At 45.3% G+C, this 18,083-nt stretch carries 21 protein-coding genes; 16 read left to right on the top strand and 5 right to left on the bottom strand.

The genetic code is table 11. From position 1 onward, the window contains the following. The first annotated feature begins 1 nt into the window (after position 1). From rnz to AALA56_RS01775, 7 genes are all read left to right on the top strand, one after another. Entirely contained in the window at positions 2 to 931 is a 930-nt protein-coding gene (gene rnz, locus AALA56_RS01745; RefSeq protein WP_277281330.1) for a ribonuclease Z, read from the top strand. Next, a complete protein-coding gene (locus AALA56_RS01750) occupies positions 931 to 1,695 on the top strand; it encodes an SDR family NAD(P)-dependent oxidoreductase (protein WP_369908480.1) in 765 nt (254 codons plus the stop codon). Before rnz ends, AALA56_RS01750 begins: the two co-directional genes overlap by 1 nt. Next, positions 1,692 to 3,911 carry a single-stranded-DNA-specific exonuclease RecJ gene (recJ, locus tag AALA56_RS01755; RefSeq protein WP_369908481.1) on the top strand — a complete coding sequence of 740 codons (2,220 nt, stop codon included), beginning with the start codon at positions 1,692 to 1,694 and terminating at the stop codon, positions 3,909 to 3,911. Before AALA56_RS01750 ends, recJ begins: the two co-directional genes overlap by 4 nt. Further along, positions 3,908 to 4,486: a sugar O-acetyltransferase gene (locus AALA56_RS01760; protein WP_369908482.1), complete on the top strand. Its 579-nt coding sequence runs from the start codon at positions 3,908 to 3,910 to the stop codon at positions 4,484 to 4,486. Before recJ ends, AALA56_RS01760 begins: the two co-directional genes overlap by 4 nt. A gap of 80 nt (positions 4,487 to 4,566) precedes the next feature. Continuing rightward, a complete protein-coding gene (locus tag AALA56_RS01765; protein WP_369908483.1) occupies positions 4,567 to 5,079 on the top strand; it encodes an adenine phosphoribosyltransferase in 513 nt (170 codons plus the stop codon). A gap of 107 nt (positions 5,080 to 5,186) precedes the next feature. Next, the gene (gene metA / locus AALA56_RS01770) at positions 5,187 to 6,131 is read left to right on the top strand and encodes a homoserine O-acetyltransferase MetA (protein ID WP_369908484.1); all 945 of its coding nucleotides are present in this window, start codon (positions 5,187 to 5,189) and stop codon (positions 6,129 to 6,131) included. A gap of 9 nt (positions 6,132 to 6,140) precedes the next feature. After that, complete coding sequence (locus AALA56_RS01775) at positions 6,141 to 6,830, top strand: DnaD domain-containing protein (RefSeq protein WP_276770600.1); 690 nt, start codon at positions 6,141 to 6,143, stop codon at positions 6,828 to 6,830. A gap of 27 nt (positions 6,831 to 6,857) precedes the next feature. Here AALA56_RS01775 and AALA56_RS01780 read toward each other — a convergent pair whose 3' ends face one another. The 3 genes from AALA56_RS01780 to AALA56_RS01790 all read right to left on the bottom strand — a co-directional run bounded on the left by AALA56_RS01780 (position 6,858) and on the right by AALA56_RS01790 (position 8,526). After that, a complete protein-coding gene (locus AALA56_RS01780) occupies positions 6,858 to 7,121 on the bottom strand; it encodes a hypothetical protein (RefSeq protein ID WP_369908485.1) in 264 nt (87 codons plus the stop codon). Positions 7,122 to 7,223: 102 nt separating this feature from the next. Beyond that, a complete protein-coding gene (locus tag AALA56_RS01785; protein ID WP_369908486.1) occupies positions 7,224 to 8,240 on the bottom strand; it encodes an Mbeg1-like protein in 1,017 nt (338 codons plus the stop codon). Beyond that, positions 8,170 to 8,526: a hypothetical protein gene (locus AALA56_RS01790; protein WP_369908487.1), complete on the bottom strand. Its 357-nt coding sequence runs from the start codon at positions 8,524 to 8,526 to the stop codon at positions 8,170 to 8,172. Before AALA56_RS01790 ends, AALA56_RS01785 begins: the two co-directional genes overlap by 71 nt. A gap of 91 nt (positions 8,527 to 8,617) precedes the next feature. Between AALA56_RS01790 and AALA56_RS01795 the strand changes: the two genes are divergently transcribed. From AALA56_RS01795 to rfbB, 6 genes are read left to right on the top strand one after another with little or no spacing between them, the layout of a single operon-like run. Further along, positions 8,618 to 9,295: a tRNA (adenine(22)-N(1))-methyltransferase gene (locus AALA56_RS01795; RefSeq protein WP_369908488.1), complete on the top strand. Its 678-nt coding sequence runs from the start codon at positions 8,618 to 8,620 to the stop codon at positions 9,293 to 9,295. Beyond that, the gene (locus tag AALA56_RS01800) at positions 9,292 to 10,080 is read left to right on the top strand and encodes a Nif3-like dinuclear metal center hexameric protein (RefSeq protein WP_369908489.1); all 789 of its coding nucleotides are present in this window, start codon (positions 9,292 to 9,294) and stop codon (positions 10,078 to 10,080) included. Before AALA56_RS01795 ends, AALA56_RS01800 begins: the two co-directional genes overlap by 4 nt. A 9-nt stretch (positions 10,081 to 10,089) precedes the next feature. Next, positions 10,090 to 11,193 carry an NAD(P)/FAD-dependent oxidoreductase gene (locus AALA56_RS01805; RefSeq protein ID WP_369908490.1) on the top strand — a complete coding sequence of 368 codons (1,104 nt, stop codon included), beginning with the start codon at positions 10,090 to 10,092 and terminating at the stop codon, positions 11,191 to 11,193. Positions 11,194 to 11,248: 55 nt separating this feature from the next. Beyond that, positions 11,249 to 12,118 carry a glucose-1-phosphate thymidylyltransferase RfbA gene (gene rfbA, locus AALA56_RS01810; protein ID WP_369908492.1) on the top strand — a complete coding sequence of 290 codons (870 nt, stop codon included), beginning with the start codon at positions 11,249 to 11,251 and terminating at the stop codon, positions 12,116 to 12,118. Beyond that, complete coding sequence (locus AALA56_RS01815) at positions 12,118 to 12,711, top strand: dTDP-4-dehydrorhamnose 3,5-epimerase family protein (RefSeq protein WP_115269081.1); 594 nt, start codon at positions 12,118 to 12,120, stop codon at positions 12,709 to 12,711. The genes rfbA and AALA56_RS01815 overlap by 1 nt, the downstream gene beginning before the upstream one ends. 53 nt (positions 12,712 to 12,764) lie before the next feature. After that, on the top strand, positions 12,765 to 13,811 hold the full coding sequence (gene rfbB / locus AALA56_RS01820; protein ID WP_115269083.1) for a dTDP-glucose 4,6-dehydratase: 1,047 nt from the start codon (positions 12,765 to 12,767) through the stop codon (positions 13,809 to 13,811). Positions 13,812 to 13,847: 36 nt separating this feature from the next. Here rfbB and AALA56_RS01825 read toward each other — a convergent pair whose 3' ends face one another. Continuing rightward, the gene (locus AALA56_RS01825) at positions 13,848 to 15,125 is read right to left on the bottom strand and encodes a hydroxymethylglutaryl-CoA reductase, degradative (protein WP_369908493.1); all 1,278 of its coding nucleotides are present in this window, start codon (positions 15,123 to 15,125) and stop codon (positions 13,848 to 13,850) included. Continuing rightward, the gene (locus AALA56_RS01830) at positions 15,106 to 16,290 is read right to left on the bottom strand and encodes a hydroxymethylglutaryl-CoA synthase (RefSeq protein ID WP_369908494.1); all 1,185 of its coding nucleotides are present in this window, start codon (positions 16,288 to 16,290) and stop codon (positions 15,106 to 15,108) included. Before AALA56_RS01830 ends, AALA56_RS01825 begins: the two co-directional genes overlap by 20 nt. A gap of 155 nt (positions 16,291 to 16,445) precedes the next feature. Between AALA56_RS01830 and AALA56_RS01835 the strand changes: the two genes are divergently transcribed. The 3 genes from AALA56_RS01835 (at position 16,446) to AALA56_RS01845 (ending at position 18,044) form a co-directional block, all read left to right on the top strand. Further along, positions 16,446 to 17,285, top strand: a complete 840-nt coding sequence (locus AALA56_RS01835) for a thymidylate synthase (protein WP_369908495.1) — start codon at positions 16,446 to 16,448, stop codon at positions 17,283 to 17,285. A 79-nt stretch (positions 17,286 to 17,364) separates the two neighbouring features. Beyond that, positions 17,365 to 17,871, top strand: a complete 507-nt coding sequence (locus tag AALA56_RS01840; RefSeq protein WP_369908496.1) for a dihydrofolate reductase — start codon at positions 17,365 to 17,367, stop codon at positions 17,869 to 17,871. A gap of 2 nt (positions 17,872 to 17,873) precedes the next feature. Continuing rightward, positions 17,874 to 18,044, top strand: coding sequence for a hypothetical protein (locus AALA56_RS01845; protein WP_115269095.1), 171 nt, complete (start codon positions 17,874 to 17,876; stop codon positions 18,042 to 18,044). The last annotated feature ends 39 nt before the right edge of the window (positions 18,045 to 18,083 follow it).

An 18,083-nucleotide genomic window follows, 5' to 3' on the forward strand; every position in this document is an offset into this window, starting at 1 on the left:
TATGGAAATCCAATTTTTAGGAACAGGAGCAGGACAGCCTTCCAAGGCTCGCAATGTCTCGAGCTTGGTGCTCAAACTTCAAGACGAAATCAATGAAATCTGGATGTTTGACTGCGGTGAAGGGACGCAGCATCAGATTTTAGAAACGACCATCAAACCACGCAAGGTGCGCAAGATTTTTATCACTCACATGCACGGTGACCATATCTTTGGTCTTCCTGGCTTCTTGTCTAGCCGAGCTTTTCAGGCAAATGAAGAGCAGACCGACCTTGACATCTACGGTCCAGCAGGGATTAAAAACTATGTCCTCACTAGTCTGCGTCAGTCGGGCTCAAGACTGCCTTACCACATTCATTTTCATGAGTTGACTCAAGACAGTTTGGGCAAGGTTTTGGAGACGGATAAATTCACTGTCTATGCTGAGGCGCTTGACCACACTATTTTCTGCATTGGCTACCGAGTTATGCAAAAAGATTTGGAAGGAACGCTGGATGCGGAAGCGCTAAAAGCGGCGGGTGTGCCTTTTGGTCCTTTATTTGGCAAGGTCAAAAATGGCGAAAACGTGACGCTGGAGGATGGGCGTGAGATTATCGCAAAAGACTATATCTCCGAGCCTCGTAAGGGCAAGGTCATTACCATTTTAGGTGATACCAGAAAGACCAATGCTAGCGTGCGTCTAGGCTTAGGAGCGGACGTGCTCGTCCACGAGTCGACCTATGGCAAGGGCGATGAGAAAATCGCAAGAGCGCATGGGCACTCGACAGCTACTCAAGCTGCTGAGGTAGCTAAGGAAGCGTCAGCCAAGCGTTTGCTGTTAAATCATGTCAGCGCTCGCTTTTTAGGGCGAGACTGCAGGCAGCTAGAAGCGGACGCTAGAGAGATTTTCCCTGAGACACGCATGGTTCGAGATTTAGAGGAGTTCACAATCTAATGGCAGAGCGAGTAATACTAATAACAGGATCTAGTGGCGGCTTGGCGCAGGCAATTGTAAAAAAACTCCCTAGCAGTGACCAGCTTATCCTGCTTGGGCGTGATGAGAAAAAATTGGAAAAACTCTACGGCAAGCGAGCTAGAACAGCGCTCTATAGCTGCGACATCACAGATGAAAAAGAGGTCGAGCAGCTGGTTGAGCAGCTCTATCAGCGCTTTGGTCGCATTGATATTCTCATCAATAACGCTGGCTTTGGCTCTTTTAAAACCTACGAAAACTACACAGATGCTGAGATTCGAGAGATGTTTGCGGTCAATACCTTTGCGGTTATGCTCTTTTCTCGCCTTATCGGAGAGAAGATGGCACAGGCAGGTCATGGGCACATTGTCAATATCGCTAGCATGGCGGGGCTTATGGCAACGAGCAAGGCTTCGGTCTATGCGGCAAGCAAGTTTGCGGTCATTGGTTTTTCAAATAGCTTGCGCCTAGAGCTAGCGGATAAAAAGGTTTATGTGACCACGGTCAATCCAGGTCCGATTAGCACAGGCTTTTTTGATACAGCAGACCCATCGGGCAATTACCTCAAAAGCGTTGGGCGCTTTACGCTGAATCCAGAGCAAGTGGCAGATAAAATCATAGCGAACCTTGGTAAAAACAAGCGTGAAATTAACCTACCACCGCTTTTAAACGCCGCTCACAAAGCCTACACGCTCTTTCCAAAAACAGCTGACTTTTTAAGCAGAAAGGTCTTTAATTTCAAATGATTTCAGCAACATACGAGTGGGTATTTGACCCGAAAACGCCTGATGAGGCTTTTTTAGAGCTGGTAAAAGCGCATAAGCTTGATGAGACGACGAGTCAGTTTCTCTACAATCGTGGGATTGATAGCGAGGAGAAGCTGACGGACTTTTTGACCCTTGACATTTCAAAACTGCATGACCCTTATCTCCTGCATGATATGGACAAGGCAGTGAGTCGCCTGCGGTTAGCTATTGAAAATGGCGAGCAGATTCTCATCTACGGAGACTATGACGCTGACGGGATGACATCAGCCTCTATCGCTAAAGAAGCACTTGAAATGCTAGGTGCAGAGGTTCAGGTCTATTTGCCCAATCGCTTTACAGATGGCTATGGTCCCAATCAAAGTGTCTATAAGTATTTCATTGAACAGCAGGCTATCTCGCTCATCCTAACGGTTGATAATGGTGTTGCTGGGCACGAAGCGATTGCTTACGCTATGGAGCAGGGTGTGGATGTGATTGTCACAGACCACCATAGTCTTCCAGAAGAATTGCCAGAGGCTTATGCCATCGTGCACCCTGAACATCCAGACAGGAACTACCCTTTTCCTTATTTGGCAGGGTGCGGAGTCGCCTTTAAGCTGGCTTGCGCTCTTTTAGAGACGGTGCCAACAGAGCTTTTAGACCTTGTTGCTATCGGAACGATTGCGGACATGGTCAGCTTAACAGATGAAAACCGCCAGCTGGTGGCAATGGGCTTGCAGATCTTAAAAACCACTGAGCGCATGGGCTTACAAGAGCTCCTCAGACAGTCGTCTGTCCGTCCAGAGGATATTGATGAGGAGACGATTGGCTTTCAAATCGCACCGCAACTCAATGCCCTTGGACGCCTTGACGACCCCAACCCTGCCATCGAGCTGTTAACGGGCTTTGACGACGAGGAAGCTGCTGACATTGCCAAGATGATTGGCGCTAAAAACGAAGAGCGTAAAGCCCTCGTGCAGACCATCTACAATGAAGCCATGGACATGGTGGACTTGTCAAAACCGGTGCAGGTCCTAGCAAAAGAGGGCTGGCACCCGGGTGTTCTGGGCATTGTCGCAGGGCGTATTCTAGAGAAAATCGCTCAGCTAGTTATTGTCTTGACCATTGATGGTGGCAAGGCTAAGGGAAGCGCTAGAAGCGTTGAGGCGCTGGATATTTTTGCGGCGCTTGACGGGCATCGTGAGCTTTTTGTCGCCTTTGGTGGACATAGCGGAGCTGCTGGTATGACCCTAGAAGTGGACAAGTTAGCGGCTCTTGAGGAGACCCTTATCCACTATATCTCGGACAATCATCTTGACATGTCTCGCAAGAAAACCTTGCAGCTAGACGCTGAGTTGCGCTTTGAGTCGCTTAATCTCGAGCTTATCCGAGACATCAACACCTTGGCACCTTTTGGCATGGACAATCCAAAGCCTGTCTTTTGGCTAAGAGACATCACGGTTGAGCAAGCAAGAACCATGGGGCAAGACAATGCACACTTAAAACTCAAGCTTTCGCAAGACGGTGTGTCTTATGACTTGGTTGCCTTTCATCAAGGCAGTCGCTTGCTCGATTTTCAGCAGGCACAGGATCTAGAGCTAGCCGTGACACTGGCTATCAATGAATGGAACAGCAAGACGACTCTTCAGCTCATGCTGGTTGACGCTCGTGTCAATGGCTTGCAGCTCATTGATTGTAGGGCAAAGACAGCTATGATTCCAGAGGGAGTGCCAGATATTTTTGAGCAGTCAGAGAGCAGTCTGGTTGCCGTTGAAGCTGTGCCAGAGCATGAGGAGGATTTGCGCCAACTCTTTAGAAACCATGCATTTGAGGCGGTTTATTTTAAAAATGCTATCGCAAAACCTTACTACCTGACCGGCTTTGGCACACGTGAGCAATTTGCTAAACTCTATAAGACCATTTATCAATTTCCAGAGTTTGACGTGCGCTATAAGCTGGGTGAGCTTAGTCATTACCTTAAAATCCAAGACATCTTACTCATCAAAATGATTCAAATCTTTGAAGAGTTGCAGTTTGTCACCATTACAGACGGCGTGATGACGGTCAATAAAGACGCCCAAAAACGTGAGATTTCAGAGAGCACCATCTACCAAGACTTGAAAAAACAGGTCGCCTTTCAAGAACTGATGGCACTTGCGACGCCAAGAGAGATTTACGACTATTTCACACATGACAAGGAGGACGAAAACCTATGAGCATGTCTGAACTTGAAAAACTAGAAGCAGGGCTGCCTTATCGCTTTACAGCTGAGGCGGTCAATGAACGCAAACTCCAAGCAGTCGTTGGCTGTCAAAAGCTCAACAGCATTAGTGTTTTAGACACCAACGAGCGCCACAAGGCAATTGTGGACTTGCTTGGCTCAACGGGGAAAAATCCGCAGATTTTGCCGATTTTTAACTGTGACTATGGCAAAAATATCCATGTCGGAGATGATTTTTTAATCAACTATAACGGTGTGATTTTGGACATTGCCCCTGTGACCATCGGCAACAATGTCATGATTGGACCAAACACCTTGATTACTACCGTAGGACACCCTTTGTCGCCTGCTGGGCGCAGGGAAAAGCAGGGCATTGCAGAGCCTATCACCATTGGTAATGACGTCTGGATTGGCGGCAACGTCACGATTTTACCAGGAGTGACTATTGGAGACAATGTCGTTGTCGCAGCAGGAGCAGTCGTCACCAAAGACGTTCCTTCTAACTGCGTCGTCGGTGGCATTCCAGCAAAAGTCATCAAGGACATTCCAAATGACCTTGACAAAGGTTAAACTTTCCATGTACGAATACTCAAAGTTATGATATAATAGACTGTAAAAAATATTTTGGTAAAAGCCTAGAAAGTAAGGAAATGGATTTAAAAAATTACATTGCCTCTATTAAAGATTATCCTCAAAAAGGGATTGTATTTCGTGATATCAGCCCATTGATGGCTGATGGTAATGCTTACAGCTACGCTGTACGTGAAATTGTGCAATACGCAACGGACAAAGAAATCGATATGATTGTCGGTCCTGAAGCACGTGGTTTTATCATTGGTTGTCCTGTTGCTTATGAGCTTGGTGTCGGTTTTGCACCGGTGCGTAAGCCTGGTAAGCTCCCACGTGAGGTTATCTCAGCCGACTACGAAAAAGAGTACGGTGTTGACACGCTCACTATGCACGCTGATGCTATCAAGCCTGGTCAACGTGTCCTTATCGTTGACGATTTGCTTGCAACTGGTGGTACTGTTAAAGCAACCATCGATATGATTGAGCGCTTGGGTGGCGTTGTTGCAGGTTGTGCCTTTTTGATTGAGCTTGATGACCTCAAAGGACGTGAAGCTATCGGTGATTACGACTACAAAGTCTTAATGCACTACTAATCCTATAGTTTATAACTATATCTAACTAGAGAAAATATATAATTGAAACCTATATCTCCATGTTCTATAATAGAGGATAACGATATTATAGAAGTGGAGATGTTTTCATGCCAATCAAAATTGATAATGCACTGCCAGCTCTAGATATTTTACGTTCTGAGAATGTTTTCATGATGGACGATAAGCGTGCCGATCACCAAGACATTCGTCCGCTTGAGGTCTTGATTGTCAACCTCATGCCTACAAAGGAAGCAACAGAAACCCAGCTTTTGCGCCTCTTAGCTAATACACCTTTGCAGATTAACATTGATTTGCTCTACATGTCCTCGCACACCTCAAAAAACACCAAGGCAGAGCACTTGGAGACCTTTTATAAGACCTTTGAGGACATCGAGAACCGCTATTATGACGGCATGATTATCACAGGAGCGCCTGTTGAGACTTTGGCTTTTGAGGAAGTGGATTATTGGCAGGAGCTGTGCCAGCTTCTCAAGTGGAGTAAAAAACATGTCTTTTCCACGCTTCATCTCTGCTGGGGAGCGCAGGCTGGTTTGTATTACAATTACGGCATTGACAAGGTTTTAATGCCTCAAAAATTGTCTGGTATCTATCGTCAGGACGTTTTAGACCATCTCAATCCTTTGATGAGAGGGTTTGATGACAGCTTCAAGTCACCGCACTCCAGATACACTGAGGTGACCAAAGAGAGCTTAGAAAACTTAGCTCAACTGGACATTTTAGCATCAGGAGAGGAAGTTGGCTTGTCTATTTTGGCGACCAAAGATTTGCGGGAAGTCTACAGCTTTGGGCATTTGGAGTATGGCCGTGATACGCTAGAAAAAGAGTATCAGCGTGACCTCAAAGCTGGAAAACATCCGCAAGTGCCTAAGCATTATTTTCCAGACGATGACCCGACAAAAAGACCACAAATGTGCTGGAATCTGCCTGCTGCGACTTTCTTTAGTAATTGGCTTAACTATGCGGTTTATCAAGAAACCCCTTATCGTTTAGAAGAGCTAAACGATGATTACACTTACTATGCCTGTTTGTAGGGAGGATTTATGAGTTATTTAGAGCACTTTCGTCATGGTAATCTTGTCTTACCGAGTGATTTATTGTTTCACTATAGTGAACTCTTTACCTCAAGCGAGGAGTTTTTGGTTTGGCAATTTTTCTTTTTGCAAAATACAACCAAGCTCGATGATTTAGCACCGAGTCAGATTGCTAGCGCTCTTGGCAAGTCCTTGAGCGATGTCAATCGTATGATTAGTAACCTTACTAGTCAAGGGCTGCTAGACACTAAAACCATTGATATGGCGGGTGAGATTGAGGTGATTTTTGACGCTAGTCCAGCGCTTGACAAGCTAGACGCCCTCACAAAAAAGGACACAGTAGCAGAGGAGAGCCTGCCTCAAACACCTAGCAATGCCTTTAAAGATTTGGTTAGTGACTTTGAGCGTGAACTTGGGCGTTTCTTGAGTCCCTTTGAGATTGAGGAATTGCAAAAGACTATTGACGAGGACAATACAGAACCTGAGGTTATCCGCTTGGCGCTTCGTGAGGCTGTTCTCAATGGGAAAACCAACTTCAAATACATCAACGCTATTCTGCGCAATTGGCGGCATGACAATCTCAGAACTGCCCGCCAAGTCAAGGAGCGCTTGAATGAGCGTGAAAACAAGCAGACAAAGGAAGTGCCCATCTCAGACGACTTTTTATCTGCTATTAACAATCTTTGGATGGATGATTAAAAAGCATTTGGAGTTTTCCAAATGCTTTTACGTTTGCCTCGCTCTAAAAGAACGATAGGTCAGTGTGATAATCAAAATCATCTTATAGAGAAAAAGACAGGCTAGACCTTGATTGGTGACAAATGCCATTAGACTAGGAAAATGATAAGCCATAAGGATAAAGATGACACCTAGAAGGCTGATGATATTTAGTGCTTTGCTAAACTCGGGAAAGTAAGCTTTGATGTAGTAGGCTTGAAAGAGGAGTTTGGCGATGAGCAAAAGGAGAAAGCCAAGCATGGAGTGTGGCAAAATTTCAGAGAATTTCTGCGTGTGTAGGATGGTTAGGACGATGGTAGCGATACTGTAAATCCCTGGAAGATAGTCAAAAGACAGACGCTTTGGTGCTTTTAATCAGCGATGGATGGCTGTGATACCAGTCACTAGTAAAGCAAGCAGATAAAGGCTAGAAAAGACCAGCAGATTCAGCTCTTGATTGCGCAGGAAAAAGTAAGCGCCCCAGAGCAGAAAAGCGATAGTGACCAAGCCTAGATAAGGGGATTTGCTGGCGAGTCGTTCAGGCAGGTAAAAGAACTTTAGAAACATGCGGCGAGGTTTTAGTTTTTGGCGGTCAGAGAGGTCTTGCTCGATGTCGCCAGTGTACCAAGAGGTAAAAAAGATAGATAGCACAGCAAGAAGCCTTTGGCGCTCAGCTTTTGTGCTTGATGTCATGGCTGAATAGACATTTTTTAGTCGCACAGAAAAGGGCTCTTTATCAGCTCTTTTTTTGAAAAAGAGCTTCCAGACAAAGGCAATAGCGGTTTGATTGTCAGTTTTGCTGGCTTGTGCTAGGTAGAGATTAGCGATTGCCTGCATTTTGCGACTGCTGGGTGTTGCATGGTCTGTGGTGACAAAGCAACAGGTCTTGGTATCGACTTGCCAGAGAAAAAGTAGGTGTTGCATGGCGCTGATACCATAGCTTTTGATAATAGCAGTTTCTACAGGCAGATGAAACAAGACACCAACCAGAGACACTTGTGGGCGAAAAGCGTGAATTTTAGGAAGCGTTTCTTTAAAAGCAGTGCTTTTGGTCAGATGTTCTTGGAGACCTGGAGCATCAAAGAGGTAAACATCAGAGATGTTTGCCCTAGCTTGAGAGTAGCAGGCAGCGTAGAGTGCTAGATTGCCACCCTTAGAGTGCCCAGAGACAATGAGAGAGCTATCGGTCGTTTCGGCTAGCAGGTTGAGGTAGTTGGCAGCTAGGCGTTGCGATGGGATACTCTCCATGTAAGAAAGATTAAAATCCTCTTTCCAACCAATCACACTGCTGTCTGTCCCACGATAAACGACAAGAATTCTATCATCTAGGTAAAAGCTGGTCGCAGCAAACTGCGTCTCCTCCAAGCTCACTAAAATAATCGCTGTAGGCAAAAGCGATGACGTCTTTGAAGCGCTTACTAGTAGCTAAGCGATGTAGCAAATCAACACGAGCCTCATAAGCGATAAGGAGTTCTTTAGGCTCTCTGTTATGGCGTTTTTGGTAAGCAAGTGCTAAGTCCTGTAGGCTCAAGCCTTCTTGTGGTTCAAAGGAAGAAGTTAAACTATCCGAAAAGGTCAGATAGCTTATCTCTGTTAGACAGGCAATGTCTAGTGCATTGAAAGGGCGCTGTTTTAAGCTAGTGTTACTATGCTGGTTGAGGTAATCCACGATGTTCATAGTGTTATTATAACACAACAGTAGAGAGGATAGACCTTTATTTTTTAGGCGTTTGATGATAAAATGAAATCATTACATTAAAGGAAAAACAATGGAATTACAATTATCTTATAGACTAGAAACAATAGCGACGCTTGTGCCTGATGGGGCACGTCTTCTAGATGTCGGCAGTGACCATGCTTACCTGCCGATTGCTTTGATTGAAGCAGAAAAAATCGCCTTTGCCCTAGCGGGTGAGGTGGTCAAGGGACCTTATGAGTCTGCTGTTTCTAACGTTCGTGACCACAAGCTTCAATCTCAGATTACTGTTCGCCTAGCCAATGGGCTTGAGGCGCTTGAGTCTTCTGACCAGATAGACTGTATCACCATTTGCGGTATGGGTGGGCGCTTGATTGTTGAGATTTTGGAAAAAGGCAAGGACAAGCTGGCGGATGTTGACTGTTTGATTTTACAGCCCAACAACCGTGAGGATGATGTCCGTGCTTGGTTAGCTGCAAACGGATTTGCCATTGACAAGGAAGTCGTGCTCAAGGACAAAGGGAAATTTTACGAAATCATAAAAGCGCAAAAAGGTGAGATGAGCCTGTCAGAAGGCGAGCTTCGCTTTGGTCCCTATCTCATGAAAGAAAGCTCAGTTATTTTCACAGAAAAATGGCAAGTGGAGTGTGCTAAGCTAGAAAAGGCGCTGTCTCGTGTGCCGCTGGATAAATCAAAAGAGCGTGAGCTACTGATAGAAAAAATCGATAGGATAAAGGAGGTTCTCAAGTGAAAGCTAGTCAAGTAATCGAGCGCTACGAAGCCTACTGCCCACAGGATTTGTCCATGGAGGGCGACATTTCAGGGCTTCAGATAGGAACGCTAAACAAGGACATCAAGACGGTCATGGTGGCGCTTGATATTCGTGAGGAGACTGTCGCAGAAGCCATCCAAAAGCAGGTGGACTTGATTATTGTCAAGCACGCACCGATTTTTCGTCCGCTGAAAAATCTAGTTGCCAGCCCGCAAAATCACATTTACTTCGATTTGATAAAGCACGATATTGCTGTTTATGTCAGCCACACTAATATCGACATTGTGCCAGATGGACTCAATGACTGGTTCTGTGACTTGCTAGATATAAAGAACACAAGCATTCTCAGCCCAACCAAAGATGGCTTTGGTATCGGGCGTGTGGGGACGGTAGAAACGCAGGATTTTCAAATCTTTGCTAAAAAGGTCAAGCAAGTGTTTAACCTTGATAGTGTACGCTTGGTGGCTTATCAGCCCACAACAAAGCTCATTTCACGTGTTGCTATTTGCGGAGGTAGTGGTCAGAGTTTTTATAAGGACGCTCTTCGTGCGGGGGCGGATGTCTTTATCACAGGGGACATTTACTACCATACAGCGCAGGAAATGTTGACAGATGGGCTTTTAGCCATTGACCCCGGTCATCACATCGAGGTGCTTTTTGTCAGCAAGGTCGCTGAAAAATTGCGCCAGTGGCAAGTTGAGGACGATTGGGACGTGAGCATTGTTGAGAGCACAGCAAACACCAATCCCTTTTTCCACTTGTAAGGAGGTTGTATGCGAGTTGCAGTGATTGGAGCGGGCGCTGTGGGAGCCAGTGCCGCTTACTATCTCTCAAGGGCAAAAGGCGTTGAGCTCACTGTTTTTGACGAAGGCATTGGGCAAGCGACCAAGGCGGCAGCGGGGATTATCAGCCCTTGGTTTTCCAAACGGCGCAATAAAGCCTGGTATCGTCTGGCTCGTCTGGGCGCTGATTTTTACCCTCAGCTTTTGTCTGATTTAGAGGCGGATGGTATTTCTTCTAACTTTTATCAGCGGACAGGTGTCTTTGTTCTCAAAAAGGACGAAGAAAAGTTGGATGAGCTTTATCAGCTGGCATTATCAAGGCGTAAGGAGTCTCCATTGATTGGAGAGCTGGCTATTCTTGATGAGGCAGAAGCCAAGGTGCGTTTCCCAGACTTGGAGGGCTTTTCAAAACTGCTCTACGCTGCAGGTGGCGCGAGAGTTGATGGGCACTTGCTGACAGAGACGCTCTTAAAAGCAGCAGGCGCACAGGTCGTTGCAAAGAAAGTGACGTTGACACCAGTTGACGACGGCTATCTGGTAGACGGGCAGCACTTTGATAAGGTGATACTGGCAACTGGTGCTTGGCTTGCTGAGTGCTTAGAGCCACTTGGCTACACGGTGGATATTCGTCCGCAAAAAGGGCAGCTGCGAGACTACTATTTTGAGGATAGAGACACACAGGACTACCCTGTTGTCATGCCAGAAGGAGAGATTGACATCATTCCTTTTGATAAACACCGTTTAACTTTGGGCGCTAGTCATGAAAATGACAAAGGTTTTGATATCAGCCTTGATGAGGCTGTATTAGACGATATGGAGCGCAAGGCGCAGCCTTATTTTTCAAAATGGGACCAAGCAAAAAAGACACGAGAGCGTGTCGGTATCAGAGCTTACACTAGTGATTTTTCCCCTTTTTTTGGAGAAGTCCCACACCTAGCACATGTCTATGCAGCAAGCGGTCTAGGCTCAACAGGCTTGACCATAGGACCTTTATTGGGGCAGCAACTAGCCCAGCTTGTCCTAGGTGAGCCATTGCTGTTAGAGAGAATAGACTATCCTATTGAAAAGTATATCCGCTTACAAGATGAGGGGTGACAGTGTCCTTAAAAAATGATAAAATAAAGAGGACAAACAAGAAAGGAAAAACCGTATGAAAGGTATTATTTTAGCAGGAGGCTCTGGCACACGTCTCTACCCTTTGACTCGTGCAGCCTCTAAACAGCTCATGCCTGTCTATGACAAGCCAATGATTTACTATCCACTGTCTACGCTGATGTTGGCAGGTATCAAGGAGATTTTGATTATTTCAACACCTCAGGATTTGCCACGTTTTGAGGATCTTCTTGGTGATGGCTCTGAGTTTGGTATTTCGCTGTCTTATGCAGAACAACCTAGCCCAGACGGTTTGGCACAAGCCTTTATTATCGGTGAAGAGTTCATCGGAGATGATAGCGTTGCCCTTATCTTGGGAGACAATATCTACCATGGTCCAGGGCTGTCTAAAATGCTCCAACGTGCTGAAAGCAAGGAAAAAGGGGCAACTGTCTTTGGTTATCAAGTCAAAGACCCAGAACGCTTTGGTGTTGTCGAGTTTGATGAGAACATGAATGCCATCTCTATCGAGGAAAAACCAGAACAACCAAAATCAAACTATGCGGTAACTGGTCTTTATTTCTACGACAACGACGTTGTTGAGATTGCTAAAAACATCAAACCCAGCCCTCGTGGTGAGCTTGAAATCACAGATGTCAACAAAGCTTACCTTGATCGTGGGGACTTATCTGTTGAGCTGATGGGACGTGGTTTTGCTTGGCTCGATACTGGGACACATGAAAGCCTACTCGAAGCAGCTCAGTACATCGAAACCGTACAACGCATGCAAAACGTCCAAGTGGCTAATCTTGAAGAAATCGCTTATCGCATGGGCTACATCACTAAAGAGCAGGTGCGTGAGTTGGCACAACCTTTGAAGAAAAATGAATACGGACAATACTTGCTTCGCTTGATTGGAGAGGACTAATGACAGAAGAATTTTTTGGCAAAACACTTGCTGCTAAAAAAGTAGACGCTATTCCTGGCATGTTGGAGTTTGATATTCCTGTTCACGGCGATAACCGTGGCTGGTTCAAGGAAAATTTCCAAAAGGAAAAAATGGTGCCGCTTGGCTTTCCAGAAAGCTTCTTTGCTGAAGGGAAATTACAAAACAATGTCAGCTTTTCACGTAAAAATGTCTTGCGTGGGCTTCACGCTGAGCCTTGGGACAAGTACATCTCAGTTGCTGACGAAGGAAAGGTTCTGGGAACTTGGGTAGACTTGCGTGAGGGCGATACGTTTGGAAATACCTACCAAGCTATCATTGACGCCAGCAAGGGAATTTTTGTCCCTCGTGGTGTGGCAAATGGTTTCCAAGTGCTCTCTGACAAGGTAGCTTATAGCTATTTGGTTAATGACTACTGGGCGCTTGAACTCAAGCCTAAGTATGCTTTTGTCAACTATGCAGACCCAAGTCTTGACATTAAATGGGAAAACCTAGAAGAAGCAGAAGTGTCAGAAGCAGACAAAAACCACCCATTGCTAAAAGATGTTAAACCACTGAGAGCAGAAGATTTGTAAGAGATATCTTGAACACAAGATAAGTACGATTTAGAAAACAAACAGGAGAAACCATGTCAGACTACAAGAATATTATCGTGACAGGTGGAGCTGGCTTTATCGGCTCAAACTTTGTGCACTATGTTTACAACAATCATCCAGATGTTCACGTGACCGTCTTGGACAAGCTCACTTATGCTGGAAACCGAGCTAACATCGAGGAAATCTTGGGTGACCGTGTAGAGCTTGTTGTTGGTGACATCGCAGACGCTGAGTTGGTTGATAAACTGGCTGCTAAGGCAGACGCTATCGTGCACTATGCGGCAGAAAGCCACAATGACAACTCGCTCAACGACCCAAGTCCTTTCATCTACACTAACTTTGTAGGGACTTACACTCTTTTAGAAGCGGCACGCAAGTACGATATTCGCTTCCACCATGTCTCTACAGACGAGGTTTACGGTGACTTGCCACTACGTGAGGACTTGCCAGGTCACGGTGAAGGTCCAGGTGAGAAATTCACAGCTGAAACCAACTACAACCCAAGCTCGCCTTACTCATCAACTAAGGCAGCGTCAGACTTGATTGTCAAAGCATGGGTGCGTTCATTTGGCGTTAAAGCAACTATCTCTAACTGCTCAAATAACTACGGACCTTACCAGCACATCGAAAAATTCATTCCACGTCAAATTACCAACATCTTGAGCGGTATCAAACCAAAACTTTACGGTGAAGGCAAAAACGTGCGTGACTGGATTCACACCAATGACCACTCATCAGGTGTTTGGGCGATTTTGACTAAGGGACGTATCGGTGAAACTTACCTCATCGGAGCGGACGGTGAAAAGAATAACAAGGAAGTGCTTGAGCTTATCCTTGAGAAAATGGGGCAACCAAAAGACGCTTATGATCACGTAACAGACCGTGCCGGTCACGATTTGCGCTACGCTATCGACTCCACAAAATTGCGTGAAGAGCTTGGCTGGGAGCCAGAATTCACCAACTTTGAGCAAGGGCTTGAAGACACCATCAAATGGTACACAGACCACAAAGACTGGTGGCAAGCTGAAAAAGAAGCTGTCGAAGCCAACTACGCTAAGACACAAGAAATCATCAAATAATGAAAAAATCTACCATGACTATGGTAGATTTTTTGTTTAGTTAGTTTGTCGTACTTGCTCTAGCAGTTGTTTAGCAACTGCTAAGTTCATAGTAGGCTGTTTGAGCAGTTCTTTAACCAGAGGCGCTACGTCGCTTTCTGTGGCGCCAGCTAGAAGCGCTAGCGATTTGGCTTGCAGTTTCATGTGTCCGGCTTGGATGCCTGTGCTGGTGAGGGCTTTTAGCGCTGCAAAATTTTGCGCTAAGCCGATAGAAGCAATGATGGCTGCTAAGGTTGTAGCTTTTGGCTGTCCTAGCAAGTCATGCGCTAGTCTTGTGCTAGGATTGAGCCCGATAGAGCCGCCTTTGGTGGCAATAGGCATAGGCAGTGTGAGTGTGCCTTCAAGCATTTTCGTAGACGAGTTGTAACTCCAAGTGGACAGCCCTTGATAGCTGCCTTTGCGACTAGCGTAGGTATGCCCAGCCGCCTCAATAGCCCGCCAGTCATTACCCGTAGCCAGTACAACAGCGTCGATACCGTTAAATATCCCTTTGTTATGCGTGCTGGCTCGGTAAGGGTCGACTTGCGCTAGTTGACTAGCCAGTGCTATTTTGTGTGCTAACTGTTCAGCTTCATCAAGTTTGCGGCTGAGGTAGCGAAGTGGTATCTGGCAGGTACTGGTCACAAGAGATTGCGTAGCGTAGTTTGAGAGAATAGCCATGAGCGACTTGCCGCCGCTGAGCGCCTCAAGTGTCGGCACTAGAGATTCCATCATGGTATTGACCATGTTGGCACCCATAGCTTCCTTGGTGTCAAAGCTCAGATAAACGATGAGAAAATCACCTTTTTCCTCCACGCTCAGCTCACAAGCTCCGCCCCCACGTTTGACAATGGACGGATAAGCGCTATTAGCTAGTGCTAGCAGTTCTGCCTTTTTAGCAAGAATAGCACTTATCGCTTGCGCTTTGTTGTCTACATCATAGAGGGCAACCTGCCCAATCATTTGCCGTTTGTCTTGCTGGGTTTTAAAGCCACCAGAGCGTTTGATAATCTTGCTAGCAAAGCTAGCTGCAGCGACGACAGAGGGCTCCTCGGTTACAAAGGGCACTTGATAGACCTTGCCATCAACCAAGACATCAGGCACCACGGAAAAAGGCAGAGCATGACGTGTGACGACATTTTCCACCATCTGGTTGGCAATGTCAAGAGGGAGCAGTTTTTCCTGCTCAAGAGTCGCTACGCTGTCAGATGATAAATCTAGCTTTTCTAAGAAAAGCGCCCGCTCTTTTGCTGTTTTCTTGGAAAATCCAGCCCAGTTAATTATTTTCTTGTCCATCTTTTGCCTCGTATATACGCTGGTGTTCCTTGATTGCGACAAGTGAAAAATCATTTGTCACATAGTCAGCAAAGCTAGCATTGCCAGCCTCATCAAGCGCAGCTTCTTCAAAGAAAATTGTCTCATAATCAGCAACCGAAATGTTTTGGCGTGACTCAAGCTCTTCTTTGCGGTTGGTTTTGAGCTGTGCCTTGAAACCATCAACAAGTGTTGCGCTAAAGATTTCAGCCACTGCACCGCTTCCGTAGCTAAAGAGGGCAATGTTCTCCCCAGCTTGCAAGTTGTCGCTATTTTCTAAAAGGGAGAGTAGACCTAAAAAGAGCGAGCCAGTGTAGATGTTTCCGATTTGACGGCTGTAGGTGATTGAAGCGTCAAAGTTGGCTTTTAAAGCCTCTTTTTTAGCGTCTGGAAGGCTCTTATCCATGATTTTATTGAAGCCTTTGAGGGCTAGCTTTGGAAAAGGCAGGTGAAAGCAAAAGGCGCTAAAATCAGCCAAGGTTTTTCCAGAGCGTTTTTGGTATTCTGCCCAAGTGGTTTTGAGCATATCGAGATATTGCTTGGTCGAGTACATGCCGTCCACAAAAGGCGTTGTGCTGTAGTTTGGACGCCAAAAGTCCATGATGTCACGAGTTTGTGCGACATTGTCATCGTGAAGCTCCAAAATGCGAGGATTTTGGCTGACAAGCATAGCGATACTACCTGAGCCTTGTGTCGGCTCACCTGGTGTATTGATACCATATTTGGCAATATCTGAGGCAATGACCAGCACTTTTGATTGAGGATGTTTTTCCACATGTAGTTTAGCGTAGTTGAGTGCAGCAGTCGCACTGTAGCAGGCTTCCTTAAACTCGAGGCTACGCGCAAAAGGTTGAATACCTAAAAGATGATGAATATAAACGGCAGCTGCCTTACTTTGATCAATGCTCGATTCTGTTGCGACAAGAACCATGTCAATGCTAGCCTTGTCCTTCTCATCTAAAATACTGTTTGCAGCACTGGCACCTAGAGTGACAATATCCTCTGTGATAGGTGTAATGCTCAAAGCGTAAAGAAGCAATCCTTTACTGAATTTTTCAGAGTCAACCCCACGACTTTGAGCCAAATCTCCCATATCAAGACGATAGCGACCAGTTGCAAAACCGATTTTATCAATTCCGATAGTCATAGTGTTCCCTTTCTTACAAGTAATGTTATTATCCCATTCAACATTTTAACATAAAACCGCCTAAAGTCGTACTTTAAAAATGGTAAACTTTTAAGAGAAGTTTTCTAGTGGCTAGAAGTGCGCTTTTTTGGTAGAATATGCTTTTGGAGGATATCATGACCAAAGCGGATAAGATTTTTAAAGAGAATATACAAAAGATTATGGAAGAGGGCGTCTTTTCTGAAAACGCCCGTCCTGTCTATCAATCTGGTGGACAAGCCAACTCAAAATACATCACAGGTGCTTTTGCTGAGTATGATTTGAGTAAGGGAGAATTTCCCATCACAACGCTTCGTCCTATCCCAATAAAAAATGCCATTCGTGAGATTTTTTGGATTTACCAAGACCAATCCAATAGCCTAGAGCTTTTAAATGACAAGTACAAGGTCAAATATTGGAACGAGTGGGAAGTTGGAGATACTGACACCATCGGTCAGCGCTACGGAGCTGTGGTGAAAAAGCACGACATCATCAGAAAAATCCTCAAACAGCTTGAAGCTAACCCTTGGAACCGTCGCAATGTCATCTCACTCTGGGACTATGAGGCTTTTGAAGAGACCGAAGGGCTTTTGCCTTGTGCTTTTCAGACCATGTATGATGTGCGTCGTGTGGACGGTGACATTTATCTGGATGCGACCCTAACGCAGCGCTCCAATGATATGCTGGTCTCTCATCATATCAATGCCATGCAATATGTCGCACTTCAAATGATGATTGCCAAGCACTTTGGCTGGAAAGTCGGTAAGTTCTTTTATTTTATCAATAATCTACACATCTACGACAATCAATTTGAACAAGCAAAAGAACTCCTTAGACGTGAGCCGAGCGATTGCAAGCCACGCTTAGTCTTAAATGTGCCTGATGGTACAGACTTTTTTGACATCAAGCCAGAAGATTTTGAGCTGGTAGATTATGCGCCAATCAAGCCACAACTGCATTTTGACTTAGCGATTTAAAGAAAAGAAAGCGTCCATCTTTATCTCAGCATTTTTTGACGCTTTTTGTTACAATAATAGAAAGTAAAAAGGAGACAAGATGACACACAATGTAATTGCCCTCTGGGCTGAGGACGAAAAGCATCTCATCGGAGCGTGTGGCAAGCTGCCTTGGTATTTACCAAAAGAGCTCAAGCATTTCAAGGAAACAACGCTAGGTGGGGCGCTACTCATGGGACGTGTGACCTTTGAGGGGATGAATAAACGCCCGCTGCCTGGACGTGAGACGCTGGTTTTAACGAGCGATACGACATACACAGCTGAAGGTGTCACCATTGTCCACAGTGTAGATGAGGCGCTTGCTTGGTTTCACCAGCAGGACAAAACGCTCTACATCATAGGCGGTGCTAAGGTTTACGCCTCTTTTGATGGTTATTATGACAAGGCTATCAAAACCGTCGTTCATGGTGATTTTACAGGAGACACTTATTTTCCAAACTTGATAAAAAGCTCTTTTGTGAAAACAGCAGAGAGGACCTTTGATGCGGATGCCAAAAACGCTTATGCCTTTACGGTAGAATATTATGATAACAAAGATGTGAGGTAGCTATGGAAAAAAGTTTACTCGGCTTATTTACCGCTTTTTTAGCTGCGATATGCTTTGCTTTAGCTATCCCTGCTTTTAAGAAAAAGCGCTACGGTTTAGGCATTATTTTCTTGTTAAATACCTTTACCAATCTTGTAAACACTATACATGCCTTTTACGGCACCTTATTTTAACAATCTATTCGCTGAAAATACAATAAAATAAACATTTAG

The sequence above is a fragment of the Streptococcus hyointestinalis genome, from assembly GCF_041225505.1.
GTDB classification, from domain to species: Bacteria; Bacillota; Bacilli; order Lactobacillales; family Streptococcaceae; genus Streptococcus; species Streptococcus hyointestinalis_B.